The following is a 15095-nucleotide window of genomic DNA, read 5'->3' as shown; positions in this document are numbered from 1 at the left end:
GGTCGCACGGGTCACACCATCTGCGTTCAGTCCGCCCAGGCCACCGTTGCCGCCCGCACCACCGTTGCCACCGGCCACGCCATTGACGTTGCCGACCGTGCCGTCAGCACCGGCAGCACCGGCACCGCCCTTGCCACCAGCACCACCGACACCGGCCACACCGTTGCTACCGCTGGTCGCCGCCCCGGTACCGGTACCGGCCTTACCGCCGATTCCGGCGTTACCACCGGTGCCGCCGTTCTGACCCGCACCACCGGCACCGCTGTTCACCCCGGCCACACCGGCCGAACCCGCGGCACCCGCCGCACCGGCACCACCGTTACCGGCGTTACCGCCCGAGCCCGCAGCACCCACGGCACCCGCCGAGGAACCCGTACCCGCAGCACCACCGTTGCCACCGACACCACCGTTACCACCGGCACCACCGTTGCCGTCACCGGTCACAAACGACCCGGCCGCACCATCGATGCCGTTACCGCCCGTACCACCGGCGCCACCGTCACCGCCGGTGCCCGTGACCGCCCGGTCAACACCGTTGGCCTGCAGGCCACCCAGGCCACCGTTGCCGCCCTTACCGCCGTTACCACCGGCCACGCCGTTGACATTGCCGACCGTGCCGTCGGCGCCGTTGGCGCCCCGGGCTCCATCGCCGCCGTTGCCGCCGACACCGGCCGCGCCGTCGGTGCCGTTGGCGGCGTGGTTGCCGCCGCCGCTGTCGCCACCGGCACCGCCGACACCGGCGTTGCCACCGGCGCCACCGTTCTGGCCGTCGCCGCCGTTCCCAGTTCCGTTGGCGCCGTCGGCACCGTTGCCGCCGTTACCGCCGTTACCGCCGAGGCCGCCAACGCCGTGGTCGCCGGAGACCGTGCCGGTACCGCCGACACCACCGGCGCCGCCGGTGCCACCGTTGCCACCGTTGCCGCCGTCCGCACCGGGAGTCTGACCATTGAGGCCGTTGAACCCGTTGCCACCGGCACCGCCGTCGCCACCGTCGCCACCGTCGCCCTGCGCAGCCTGAGAGCCGTTGGAGTTGAGGCCGCCGGCACCGCCGTTACCACCGGCACCACCAGCGCCACCACCAGTTCCATTGATGCTGCCGGACGTGCCATTGCTACCGATGTAGCCCCGGCCACCGTCACCACCGTCACCACCGACGCTGCCGTCACCGTCGGCACCGTTGGCGCCAGTTGTCGATCCGGTACCGCCCGTGCCGCCCGCGCCGAAGTCGCCACCGACGCCGCCGACACCACCGGCGCCGCCGTCGGGGTTGGCACTGGTGCCGTTGGCGCCCTTGCCGCCGGCGGCAGCCTGACCCGCGTCACCGCCACTACCGGCGTTACCGCCGGCGCCCGCGGTGCCCGCGTTGCCGACCGTGGTGTTACCGGCCGCACCACCGGTGCCGCCGTTACCGCCCGCGCCGCCGGAACCGGCGTTGCCACCGGCACCGCCGTTGCCGTCACCGCCACCGGTGAAGGTGCCGGCCGCGCCGCGCACGCCATCGCCACCGTCGCCGCCTGCGGCGCCGTTACCGGCGGAGCCGCCGTTTCCGGCGTTGCCGCCCAGGGTTCCGGCGTCACCGCCGGCACCACCGTTGCCGCCCTTGCCGCCGGCCTGGCCGGATTGACCGGAGTCACCGGCGTTGGTGCCGTTACCGCCATCCTGGCCGGCCTTGCCGTTGCCGCCAGTGCCGCCGTTACCGCCGTTGCCGTAGGCCGAACCATTACCGCCGGCTCCACCGGCACCGCCGTCGGTGCCGGTTGCGGCGGACGGGTCGGAAGCAGCGTCGTAGCCGTTACCACCGTCACCGCCGTTGCCCTGCGAACCGGTCCAGGCGGAGCCGGCGTTGCCGCTGGCGCCCGTGGTAGATCCGGCACCGCCGGCACCTGCGGCGCCGCCGCTGCCCAGCGCACCGCCATCACCGCCGCGGCCACCGTCAGGGTTGGCCGCGGTGCCATCGGCGCCCCGGCCGCCGTCGGCGGCGTGGCCGGAGTTGCCTCCGTTACCACCGTTGCCGCCACCTCCAAGGGTGCCGTCCGTAGCTCCACCGGTACCCGCACCGGCCGCACCACCGGCGCCACCCTTGCCACCGGCACCACCGTTGCCGGCCGCACCGCCGGTGCCGCCGTTGCCGTCGCCGCTGGTGTAGTCGCCTACCGCACCGGTCGCACCACTGCCGCCGTTGCCACCGTTGCCGCCGTTGCCACCGACACCGCCGTCGCCGCCGTGGAAGCCGGCACCGACACCGATACCGCCGGCACCGCCAGCGCCACCGACGCCGCCGGCCAGGCCGTCGCCGCCCGCTTCACCCGGCAGGGTGCCGTCGCCACCGTTGCCACCGTTCGGGCCACCCTGGCCGGGCAGGCCGCTACCGCCGTTACCGCCCGCACCACCGTTGCCGCCGCCCGTGGCGCTACCGCCCTGGCCACCGTCACCACCATGCTGGCCGCCGTCGCCGCCGTTTCCGGCATTGCCGCCGTCGCCGGTCTGGCTGCCGCCTGCGCCACCGTCGCCACCTGCGCCACCGTCACCGGTCTGGCCGGTGCCGCCGTTGCCGGCGTTGCCACCATTGCCGTTCTCACCTGCATTGCCGCCGGCGCCGCCGTCGCCACCGTTGGCGTCGCCGTTGCCACCGTTGCCGCCGTTGCCACCGTTGCCGCTGGTGGAGCCACCGGCACCGCCGGTACCGCCGTTGCCGCCGTTGGAGTCGTCGCCGTGGCCGTCGCCACCGTTGCCGGCGTTGCCGCCGTTGCCGTGGCTGCCGGCGTCGCCGCCGTTGCCGCCGTTGCCGCCATCACCATCGGGGTTCGTGTAGCCGTTACCACCGTTGCCACCATCACCCGAAGGCTGGCCTTCGGCGCCGTCGCCGCCGTCGCCGCCGGCCTTACCGCTGCCTCCGGCGCCGCCGGTTCCAGCGCCGCCGCCGGAACCACCAGAGCCGGCGTTGCCGGTGTCGCCACCCTGGCCGCCGTTGCCGCCGTCCGGGTTGGTGGCGTCACCGTCTGCACCGTTGCCACCGCTGCCAGCCGAGCCGGCGTTACCGCCCGCGCCACCGTCGCCGCCGTTGCCGTTGTTGCCGGCGTTGCCGTTGCTGGCACCACCGCCGCTTCCGCCGGTTCCACCGGCACCACCGGTGCCACCGGATCCGCCGTTGCTGCCGGTTCCGCCGTCACCGCCGGGGGTGGTGGCGTCATCGCCGTCGGCACCGGAGCCACCGTTGCCTGCGTCGCCACCGCTGCCGGCGTTGCCACCGGCGCCACCGTTACCGACGACCGAACCGCCGGCACCGCCGGCACCGCCGTTGCCGCCGGCGCCACCGTTGGTGCCGTCACCACCGGCCTGCGTCGGGTCATCGCTGTTGGTGCCATCGGTGCCGTTGGCACCGGAACCGCCGTTGCCGCCCTGTCCACCGTTGCCGTGGTCACCGGCGTTACCCCCGGCACCACCGTTTCCACCGGCGGTTCCGGGCTCAGCGTCGGGGTCGGTGGAGGCGTCGTAGCCGTTGCCGCCCGCGCCACCATCGCCACCGGCTCCGGCCGTACCGTCGGTTCCCCCGGTGCCGTTCGTGCCTCCGGTGCCACCGGTTCCCGCAGAACCACCGGTCGCGCCCAGGCCGATCGCACCGTCGTTGCCGCCGTTGCCGCCCTTGCCGCCGTCGGGGCTTTCGGCGTCGCCGTCCGCACCTGTGCCACCGTTGCCGCCGATGCCGGCGTCGCCGCCGTTGCCGCCGTTGCCGCCGTTGCCGTTAGTGCCCGCCGAGCCGTTGGTCGCCGAGCCGCCGCTGCCGCCGTTGCCGGCCTTACCGCCCGCGCCCGCGTCGCCGCCGACACCACCGTTGCCACCGTTCTGGCCGGGGTCCGTGCCGTCGGCGCCGTTGGCGCCGTTCCCACCGGAGCCACCGTTGCCACCGTTGCCGGCCAAGCCGCCGGCGCCACCGTCACCGATGACCGATCCGCCCTTACCGCCGGCACCACCGTTGCCGCCGGCGCCGCCTGCGCTGCCGTCGTTTCCGGCGTTGCCGTTGCCATCGACGTCGGTACCGGTGCCGTTCGTGCCGGTGCTGCCGTCAGTGCCGCTGCCACCGTTGCCGCCCAGGCCACCGTTGCCGTGGTCTCCGGCGTCGCCACCGGCGCCACCGTTGCCACCGGAGGTTCCCGGTGCTGCACCCGGGTCGGTGGAGGCGTCGTAGCCGTTACCGCCATTGCCGCCGTTGCCCTGCGTGCCCGACGGGATGCCGCCGTCCTGACCGTCGGTGCCGTCGGTCAGGCCGCTGCCGCCCGTGCCCCCAGCACCGCCGGAGGCGGCGTTGCCGCCCGCGCCACCGTTGCCACCGTTGGGGTTCTCCGCGGTGCCGTCGGCACCCGTACCGCCGTTACCGGCCTTACCGGAGTCGGCGCCGTTACCCGCGTTGCCACCGTTACCTTCGGTGCCCGCCTTGCCATGTGCCGAGCTACCAGCGGCACCACCGGCACCACCGTCTCCACCGGCACCACCGGCACCGGCACCACCGCCGGTACCGCCGTTTCCGGTCCCGCCGTTGCCGAACGTCCCGTCCGCACCGTTGGCACCGTTACCGCCGACACCACCGTCTGCGCCGGTACCACCGGCACCACCGTTACCGCCGTCACCGGCGATCGATCCACCGGCGCCACCGGCACCGCCGGAGCCGCCCTTACCGCCGGAGCCGCCGGCCTGACCGGCCTCGCCCGGGTCTTCGCCGTTGGCGCCGACGCCACCGGTCGCACCGTTGCCGGCGTTGCCGCCATTACCGCCGTTGCCATGGTCGCCACCGGCTCCACCAGCACCGCCGTTGCCGCCAGACGTCCCCGGGGCGGCAGTGGGGTCGGAGGCAGCGTCGTAGCCGGAGCCACCGTTACCGCCGTTACCACCGCTTCCGGGAGTGTTGCCCGCCGCACCGTTGTTCCCTGAGGTCGCACCGGTGCCACCGGTACCACCGGCCCCACCGACGCCGACGTTGCCGCCGTTTCCGCCGGCGCCGCCGTCGGGGTTGGCTGCGGTGCCGTTGATGCCGTCGCCGCCGTCGCCGGGAGCGCCGCCATTGCCACCGTTGCCCGCGTTACCACCGGCTCCCGTGGTGCCACCGCCGGTACCACCATTACCGCCGGTACCACCGCCGCCGCCGTTACCACCGGCGAAGCCGTCCGCGTGCTCGGCGTCGCCGTTGTTGCCGTCGAAGCCGGCTCCACCCTTGCCGCCGTTACCGCCGAGGCCGCCGGTGCCGTCGGTTGCGTGGCCGCCCCCGACTTCCTGTCCGCCGGCGCCGCCCGCTCCACCGTTACCGCCGTTACCACCGGCAGTGCCGTCGACGTTGTCCCGGTCGCCGTTGGCGCCGTCCATGCCGGCGCCGCCGATCCCGCCGTTGCCGCCGGTGCCGGCGGCACCATTGCCACCGCTGGCACCTTGCTGGCCGCCGCCCGAGTCGCCGCCCTTGCCGCCGGCACCGGCGTTGCCGCCATTGCCACCGGCACCACCGTCATAGCCGTTGATGTGCTCGGCGTCGCCGTTGGCACCGTTGGAACCATCGGCGCCGTTACCACCGTTACCGCCGTTGCCACCGGCACCACCCACGCCGTGGCCACCGGCGGCAGCACCCGTACCGCCGACGCCACCCGCGCCACCGTCGCCACCGGTACCACCGGCCGACCCGCTGCCGCCGGGGTTGGTGCCGTTGGCACCGTTGAAGCCGCTGCCGCCACGGCCGCCGGCGCCACCCGCGCCGCCGTTGCCGTCGGTCGCCTGAGTGGTGCCGTCGGCCTGCAGGCCGCCCTCGCCGCCGTTGCCGCCGGCGCCGCCGGCCGCACCCGCGGTGCCGTTGACGTTGTCTGCGGTGCCGTTGACACCGTCCAGGCCAGCACCGCCGACGCCACCGTTGCCGCCCTGGCCGGCAATGCCGTTGCTTCCGCCTGCGGCGTGGTTTCCACCACCGCTGTCTCCACCGGCGCCGCCCTTACCGGCGTTACCGCCGGCGCCGCCGTCCTGGCCGGCGTAGCCGGCTTGGTGCGTGGAGTCACCGTTGGCGCCGTTGGCGCCATCAGCACCGGCACCACCGTTGCCGGCATTACCGCCCACGCCGCCAGTACCGTGCGCGCCAGCCTGGGTGCCGGTACCGCCGACGCCACCCGCGCCGCCCGCGCCACCGTTTCCACCACGAGTGCCATCGGCACCGGGCTCGTCCCCGTTAGTGCCGTTGATGCCGCTACCACCACGGCCACCTTGCCCACCGGCACCACCATTGCCGGTGGTGGCGTGGGAGCCATCGGTGTTCTGACCGCCGGCACCGCCGTTTCCGCCGGCACCACCGACGCCACCAGCGGTGCCATCGGGGTTGAGTGCGGTGCCGTTGACACCGTCGAGTCCGATGCCACCGGCACCGCCGTTGCCGCCCTGGCCGGCCGTGCCGTCACTGCCGTTGGCAGCGGTCTGACCGCCACCGCTGTCGCCACCGGCACCACCCTTGCCGGCGTTGCCGCCCGCGCCGCCGTCTTGACCGGCATAGCCACCGGTGTGCTGGGCATCCCCATTGGCGCCAACAGCGCCATCAGCACCCGCACCACCATTGCCGGCGTTGCCACCCACACCGCCAGCACCGTGCGCGCCGGCCTGGGTACCGGTACCACCGACACCACCAGCACCACCGGCACCGCCATCACCACCGCTGGTGCCCGCAGCACCCGGAGTGGCTCCGTTGGCGCCGTTGAAACCACTACCACCGCGGCCACCGGCACCACCGGCACCACCATTGCCGTCGGCAGCCTGGGTCGTACCGTCAGCCTCGACACCACCGGCACCGCCGTTACCGCCGGCACCACCTGCACCACCTGCGGTGCCATTGGGGTTCTCCGCGGTGCCGTTGACGCCATCAAGACCGGTGCCACCGAGACCACCGGCTCCACCCTTACCGGCAGCGCCGTCGCTGCCGTTGGCAGCGGTGGTGCCGTTACCGCTGTCGCCACCGGCGCCACCCACACCGGCGTTACCGCCAGCGCCACCGTCTTGGCCGGCGAACCCCGCGGTGTGCTGGGCGTTGCCGTTGGCACCGTTGGCGCCCATAGCACCGTTACCGCCATTGCCGGCGTTACCGCCGACACCACCGACACCATGAGCGCCCTCAACGGTGCCGGTACCACCGACACCGCCGGCACCACCGGCGCCGCCGTTGCCGCCACGGGTGCCATCGGCACCGGGCTCGTCACCGTTGGCGCCGTTGAAACCGTTGCCGCCACGACCACCCAGACCGCCGGCGCCACCGTTGCCGTTGGTCGCCTGCGTGGTGCCGTCAGCTTCTAGGCCGCCCTGGCCGCCGTTGCCGCCCGCGCCACCAGCGGAGCCGGCCGTGCCATCGGGGTTTTCGGCGGTGCCGTTGACTCCGTCGAGGCCGGTGCCACCGGCGCCACCGTTGCCGCCGATACCGGCGACGCCGTCAGCACCACTGGCCGAGTAGGTGCCGCCACCGCTGGCACCACCGGCGCCGCCCTTACCTGCGTTGCCGCCGGCGCCACCGTCCTGGCCGGCGTAGCCGCCCGTGTGCTCGCTGTCCCCGCCGGATCCGTCGCCACCATCGGCACCATTGCCACCATTGCCGCCGTTACCGCCGAGCCCACCGATGCCGTGGGCACCGACAGTGGAGCCCTGGCCGCCCTGGCCGCCGTTGCCACCTGCGCCGCCGTTGCCGGCGTTGGTGCCATCCGCGCCCGGCTCGTCACCGTTGAAGCCGTTGAAGCCGTTGCCGCCGGCACCACCATCGCCACCAGCGCCACCCACGCCCTGAGCCGCGTTGGAACCGTCAGCAGCCAACCCACCGGCACCGCCGTCGCCACCATTGCCGCCCTGGCCACCGCCGGTGCCATCAATGCTGCCCAGGACACCATTGGTGCCCAGGAAGCCATCACCACCGAGACCACCGTTGCCACCGACCGAGGCCGCCCCATCCAGCCCCGCGGCGCCCTGGCCATTGCCATCGCCGTCGGTGCCACCGGTCCCGCCGGCACCGAAGTCGCCACCGGCACCACCAGCGCCGCCATTGCCGGCGTCGGGGTGCTCCGCGGTTCCGGCAGCGCCCTGGCCACCCGCGCCTGCGATTCCGGCATTGCCGCCGTCACCGGCGGCACCGCCGGAACCGGTGATGCCGGCGGCACCGTTGGTGGCACTGCCTGCCACACCACCGGCACCACCATTGCCGCCCGCACCACCAGAGCCGGCGTTGCCGCCCGCACCACCGTTGCCGTCGCCATCGTCATCGAACGTCCCCGCGGCGCCGTCGGCACCGCGACCGCCGCCGCCACCGGCAGCGCCCTTGCCGCCGCCACCACCATTGCCGGCGTTGCCGATAACCGAACCGCCCGAGCCACCGGCACCGCCGGCACCACCATTGCCACCGGCGCCGCCAGAGACTCCGGAGCCGCCGGCCAGGGTGGCATCCGCACCGACTGCGCCCGCAATGCCGTTTCCGCCGACGCCACCTGAGGCGCCGTTACCGTGCGCGCCACCATCGCCGCCGATGCCACCGTTGCCGCCGGAGGCGCCGTCACCATTGGCCAAGAGGCCGGTGCCATTGCCGCCCGCACCGCCAACACCGCCGTTGCCACTGATGCCGACCGGCAACTGACCGTCGGCACCGGGGCGACCTGCGTTGCCCCACAGCCAGGACATGAACTTCTCGCCTGCGGCACCGCCGAGACCGACAACGGTCCCGATCTGTCCGCCTGCGCCACCATCGCCGCCGTTACCGCCACCGAGCTCACCGTCGCCACCGAGACCACCGGCGCCACCATCGCCGGCCAGACCGGCATTGCCGCCGACGCCGCCGTTACCCGCAGCTCCGAAGTGTCCACCCACACCACCGACGCCACCACGACCGCCGCCGCCGCCATCGCCACCGAGACCACCGGCGCCACCATTGCCGCCCAGGTCATCCAGGCTCACCCCGCCTGCGCCGCCTTCGCCGCCGACACCTCCGGTGCCACCGACGCCACCGGCGCCACCCAAACCACCGATGCCGAGCACGAATCCGGCAGCTCCACCAGCGCCACCATTGCCACCCAGACCACCGATGAGCCCGTCACCGCCAGCCGTGCCGTTCAGCGCCCCCAGCACGCCGTCGAGACCGGCATCGCCCGCCGCACCGACCGCACCGGCACCGCCGACGCCACCGGCGCCACCGAAGCCGAGCAGGCTCATCACGTCACCGCCGGCACCGCCGTTACCACCGGCCACCAGCGCATCGATCGACGCGCCACCCGCGCCGCCGGCACCACCGTCACCGAACAGCCAGCCGCCGACACCGCCGGCGCCACCATCGCCACCCTCGAAACCGATACCGCCGACACCACCATTGCCGAACATGCCCGCGTTGCCACCAACACCACCGGCACCATCAGCAATGCCGGCGACGCCCTCGGCACCGGCGCCACCGTCGCCGAACAGGAAGCCGCCATCGCCCAGGTTTCCGAACCAGCCCAGCGAACCGAACAGGGTCTCGTTCGTCCCGGTGAACCCGTCGACACCGTTGCCGATCAATTCCCTACCGAACAGGTCCACCCACGGTTGGTTGATCAAGTCCAGGAACTGCTGGTTGTCGTCGATGAAGTCCTGCGTCAGGTTGTACAGCGGCAAGTACAACTGCTCGTGGTAGAAGGTCGCCACCGCCAGGTCGAACTGCTCGAACAGGTCGTAGATGAACCCGGCATCCGCGGCGCCCGGGTCGGCGAACCATCCCGACCACACGTCGGCAGACGTAGTGCCATCCGACAGTCCCGACCAGAACACCGGGTCGAACAGGTCCTCGATGTCGGCAGATGCCGTCGGCACTGGGCCGGCCCCGAACGCCAAGAACGCCGCCACCGCACTCGACGCGCCCACCACGCGCCGCCGCACCATGCGCCCATCGGACGAACCAACAACTTTGCTAGGCATCCGCCGGCTCATGGAGCACCCTTCTCATAATTTTTGCTAAGCATCAACGCAGGTTCGAATTATGGTCTTCTGTTCACTTATCGCCAACTCGGACCGCGGCGGTGTGGGTGAAAGCACATTACCGGGGTCAGTGTGACGGACAACCGGCGATCAGAGATGCAGGTCAGCGCCGTTTTTGAATATTTCGCGTATTTTATGTGACGTTGCTCACATGACTGAAAGGTCAACTACTTTGCGGAAATTTTGGTTAACATCAGATATATGCGCAGCGAAATACACGCTTCACACAGCGCCCTCAGATTGGACAGAAGAAAGCCGCATATGAAACGTGGGAGTTCTTTAATTGCAGTTTGCTGGCACGGCAAATTCAGCAGATGTGGAATGCCGCTTACGGGCGGCGACTCACCGAGTCGCCGTGGCCGTGACCGCTGGGGACCTCAACCTGGTCGTCCGTGCTGGCACTGCCCCGGTTCGGGAGATCGCGATCAGAAGGAAATCGGCGATATAGGTCCGCTGCTGGGCGGCGGACTGGGCAAGCGCAGCTCTGCCACGTTCACTGTGCGTCAGCGCACAGGCACCATGCATCGGCAAAATTGCCGAAATGGCGCTGGTATCGTGTCGCCGAGACAGCAGTAAAAGTGCGTAGATGTGGAAACAAAGCTACGACGGCAAGGTTGCGGGGGCGGTCCATCCGGGGGAATGGACGCCTGCCCGTCAGGGCGGGCAGCCTTGCCGCTGAGAGACGGTAGATGATGTCGAACGCGAACGCGGCGGTTTCGCCGTCTTCCCCCGCACGGACGGTCCTTGTGGTCAGTCCCGGAGACGCCCGACCGCAATGGCAGCCCCCCACCGAGTCCTTGACCACCGGACTCACCTGGCTCAAGAGCACACTCGACGACACCGTGGCCGCCCACCGCGGTGAGCGTCTGGTGAATGAGGACCACGAAGACAAGTTCGCCGCCGGATTCGCCGACGCCGGCGACGCAGCGGCCTGCGCCATCGCCCTGCAGAGTTCCCCGACAGCTCCTCTTCGCCCCCGCATCGCCCTGCACGCCGACGAGGCGCCGCTGGCAGAGCCCAGCGCACACCCCCGTTCGTTGGTGAACCGTGCGGCGCGGCTGTGCGATCTGGCGCACGGTGGTCAGACCCTGTTGTCGGAGACGGCCCAGCAGCTGATGGCCCAACAGCTCCCGCCCGAGGCGTGGTTGATCGATCTGGGTGCGGTCCGGCTGCGTGGCATTCCCTACCCGGAACGCCTGTCCCAGCTCTGCCACCGCGACCTGGCGACCGACTTTCCACCTCTGCGGACCGGGAAAGCCACGCATGAACCGCACTTCCCCACGCCGCTGACGAGTTTCGTCGGACGCGCCAAGGAACTTGCCGAATTGCGACAGCTGGTCGACGGCAATCGCCTGGTCACCCTGACCGGCTCCGGCGGCGTCGGCAAGACACGACTGGCGCTACAACTGGCCGAAGAGTTCGTCGACCACTTCCGCGACGGGGCGTGGTGCGTAGACCTGACGCCCATCAGCGAGCCGGAGCTGCTCGCCGAGCGGGTGGCACACACATTGGGACTGCCGGACCGGCCAGATCACTCCCCGGTCGACACCCTCGTTCGCTTCGCCGTGGACCGGCAGTTGTTACTGGTGCTGGACAACTGCGAGCATCTGCTGGACGCGTGTGCGCACATGACCGCAACGCTGTTGGCCGCCAGCTCAGAGCTGACCATCGTGGCAACGAGTCGAGAGCCCATCGGGGTGGCCGGCGAGGTGACCTGGAAGACCCCGTCGCTGTCCCTTGCCGACGAGGCCGTCGAGTTGTTCCGGCAGCGTGCTCAACTCGTTCGGCCGGGCTTCACCTCCACCGATGACGCGGCGTTGGTTGCTGAGATCTGCCGTCGGCTGGACGAGGTGCCGCTGGCGATCGAGCTCGCCGCGACCCGGGTTCGGGCCTTGTCGCTCAACGAGATCGCGGCGGGCTTGGGTCAACGCCTGCAGCTGCTGACCGGAGGTGCGCGCACGGTGGTGCCGCGGCATCAGACACTGCGCGCCTCCGAAGACTGGTCACATGACCTGTTGAGCGAATCCGAACGCGTGGTCTTTCGACGGCTGGCGACGTTTCGGGGCGGGTTCGACCTGGATGCCGCCGTCGCCGTCGCCGGAGATAGCGATCTGTCGCGCGCCCACGTGATCGACAAGCTCACCCAACTGGTCGACAAGTCGCTGGTGGTCGCCGACAGCACCGGAGACGCGACCCGATTCCGGTTACTGCAGACCGTCCAGCAGTACGCCATGGAGAAGCTTGCGGAGTCCGGGGAACGTGAGACGATCCTGGCGCGCCACCGTGATCACTACGCAGCCCTCTTCGACGCCGGAGTCACCGCAGGATACGAGTGGGGAATCGAGCAGGCAGAACTCGAGATCGACAACCTGCGTGCGGCTTTCACATGGAGCCGCGACCGTGGCGACATCGACCTGGCCGCCGGTCTCGCCTCGTCATTGCTCCCGCTGTGGATCCACAGCCGGACTCTGGAGGGGCTGGCATGGTTCAACTCCGTGCTCGCCGACGCCGCAGCCATGGCGCCTGGCACCCGCGCCCTCGCGCTCGCGGACAAAGCGATCTTCGATGCTCTGACCGGAAACTATGGGCAGGTCGATCACGCCGAGCAGGCCGTCGCGATCGCGCGGAACCTCGATGACCCGGGCCTGCTTGCCTGGGCGCTGGCTGCCTGCGGTTTCACCTGTAGCTACAGCCCCGAGCTGGCCCTGGGCTACTTCGAGCAGGCCATCGCGTTGTCTCCTGCCATGGACGACGACTGGCGGCTGAGCCAGCTTTACGGCGTGCAGGCATATTCGGCTTTCGTCGCAGGCGACCTCCACACACTGCGCCTAGCTGCCGAGCAGGGCGCCGCACTCGGCGATGCGGTCGGCGACTGGTCGGTGGCGCGGCTCTCCCGGCTCTGCCTGGGTCTTGCTCACCTGCACCGCGGCGAGCTCGCTTCGGCCGTCGAGCTGGCCCGACAGGTAGCCATGGAGGCCGAATCGGACCACGACCCCCTGTTCAGCGCCCAGAGTCTGACGGTGTTGACCGAAGCCCTTTCCTGTCAGGGTGATATCCGGGGGGCACTCGCGGCCGCCCAAGCATGCGTTGCCGCCGCAGCTGAACTCATCGACTTCCATCGCGCCTTCAGCTTCGGTGCGATGGCCGATGCATATCTGGCAGCCGGTGACGCGGCGGGGGCCCAGGCTGCCGCTGACGCGGCACGCGACGCGTGCGCGTTGCCTCAGCTGCTGGCGATCAACGGAAATCCACTCGCCCGGGTTGCGCTGCACTACGGCGACCTGGCTACCGCTCGTCGTTGGGTGGACGAGGCAATGCCGGTGGGATCGGGCTTTCACCGCGTGCTGCTGTTGGAGGTTCGTGGCCGCATAGCGATGGCCGAAGGTGAACTGGCACAGGCTGAACAAGACGCTAACGACGCCCTGACGATCGCCGCCGAGACCGAGGCCTACCTGGCCGTCCCAGACCTGCTCGACCTGTCGGCCGCGTTAAACACCAACGCGGGGCGACACAACGACGCAGCACTGTTGTTCGGCGCGGCTGCGGGCGCCCGTGAGCGGACCGGCGCCACCCGCCCCAAGGTGTACGACGCCGCCTTCGACGAGGCCGTAACCATCCTGCGCGCGGCGATGTCACCGGTGGATTTTGACCGACGCTGGGCACAGGGCAGTGCGCTGCCCACGGATGAGGCGATCGCGTATGCCTGTCGCCTCGATGGACGGGGCCGACGCCCCTCAAGCGGCTGGGCCTCGCTGACTCCGGCCGAACTGAATGTCGTCCGGCTCATCAGTTCCGGCATGCGCGACAAAGACATCGCCGCACAGCTGAGTGTCTCGCCGCGAACAGTGCATTCGCATCTGAACCGGATCTACACCAAGCTCGACATCTCGTCTCGCCTGCAACTGGCTCAGGAGGCCGCGCGTCACACCTGATCCGGGCGGCTCCGCCCGGGCACCGATCAGGCGATCTGTGACTCGGGATCGGCCGGCGCCCACTGCTTCCAGTTTCGATACTCCTGGGGGGTCAGTTCCCGCCCGAGCAGCGTGGTGACGGCGGCGTCGTGCTCCAAATAGAGTTCTTCGTTGCGCCGCCACGCCGGCAGGTAGCGGTAGAACGGCAGCCACGGGTGCAGGTGATGTATCAGGTGGTAGTTCTGCGACAGCATCAACGGGGCCATCAGCCACTCCATGCCGACCCGAAGCCGGCTGGCGCGATACCGATCCTCGCGCTGCGTCACCGTGATTCCGTGGTGCGGGAGCCAGTCGAAGGCCCAGCCGATGATGAACAGTCCGAGGCGCTGCGGGATGAGCACGACTTCGGCAAGCAACCAGAAGTGGTCGGTGAGGATCGCCGCCACGGTCAAGGCGACCGTGAAGGAGAACAGCACCGAGGTCTCGGCGAGCTCGGCAACGGGGCGCCGCCAGGAATGACGGATTCGCGGCCAGAGCTTGCGTACGTACCAGGTCGCGTTGAAGACGTCCATCAAGGCCCAACGGAACGGCAGTTGCCACGAGGGTGCATGGGTGGCGAACATGTCCGGATCGCGTTCTGGGTCGTTGGTGTGGCGGTGATGCTCGCCATGGACGTAGCCGAACGCCGGCAAGGAGAACGGCAGCACCACCAGCAGCCATGCCAGCCTGCCCACCACCGCGTTGACCCAGCGCACCGAGCAGAACGAGCGGTGCAGGGCCTCGTGGGCGACCGAGAACATCACATAGGTGACCAGCGTGCTCAGTGAGATCACGACCCAGGCCGGAAGGGTCCCGCGGGCCGCACCGGCGGCCACCACGGCGAACACTGTGATTCCGGCCACAGCGAGCCCGAAGGTGGGCCAGGAGAAGGACGGAACGCCCTCGCCGGGGTGCGGGTGCCGTCGACGTCGGGCCGCCGCAGGCGGGTCCGCCATCTCAAGCACCGACACAAAACCTCCAGAAGCAGGACAAACAACACCAATTCATCACCTAAGAACAGGTGAAAGATTACGTTGCTTTCCGGTGAGGGCTGACCCGCAACGCTACGGTGTCAGGCTAAGTAAGTATCACAATATTGAGGTGGCGTCCAGATTTCGGTGTAAATCGGCGGGCGCAGGTTCTGGCTTCGGTGGG

3 protein-coding genes are annotated in these 15095 nt (G+C 70.7%); 1 reads left to right on the top strand and 2 read right to left on the bottom strand.

The window, feature by feature from the left end; translation table 11 throughout:
• Positions 1-9894: hypothetical protein (locus BST15_RS22220; protein ID WP_165757146.1), on the bottom strand; the 9894-nt coding region annotated here is incomplete at its 3' end.
• 842 nt (positions 9895-10736) lie between these two features.
• Between BST15_RS22220 and BST15_RS19370 the strand changes: the two genes are divergently transcribed.
• Positions 10737-13922, top strand: a complete 3186-nt coding sequence (locus BST15_RS19370; RefSeq protein WP_109560242.1) for a helix-turn-helix transcriptional regulator — start codon at positions 10737-10739, stop codon at positions 13920-13922.
• A gap of 26 nt (positions 13923-13948) precedes the next feature.
• Here BST15_RS19370 and BST15_RS19365 read toward each other — a convergent pair whose 3' ends face one another.
• On the bottom strand, positions 13949-14896 hold the full coding sequence (locus BST15_RS19365; RefSeq protein WP_234708360.1) for a fatty acid desaturase: 948 nt from the start codon (positions 14894-14896) through the stop codon (positions 13949-13951).
• Positions 14897-15095 lie beyond the last annotated feature (199 nt).

Source organism: Mycolicibacter arupensis, from assembly GCF_002086515.1.
Classification (GTDB): Bacteria; Actinomycetota; Actinomycetes; order Mycobacteriales; family Mycobacteriaceae; genus Mycobacterium; species Mycobacterium arupense.
The sequence above is the reverse complement of the archived record's forward strand: the minus strand, read 5'-3'. Positions and strand labels throughout refer to the sequence as shown.

Coding starts and splice junctions, on each gene's coding strand:
- BST15_RS19365 (WP_234708360.1), bottom strand. CDS start 14,896: ATGGCGGACCCGCCTGCGGCGGCCCGACGTCGACGGCACCCGCACCCC.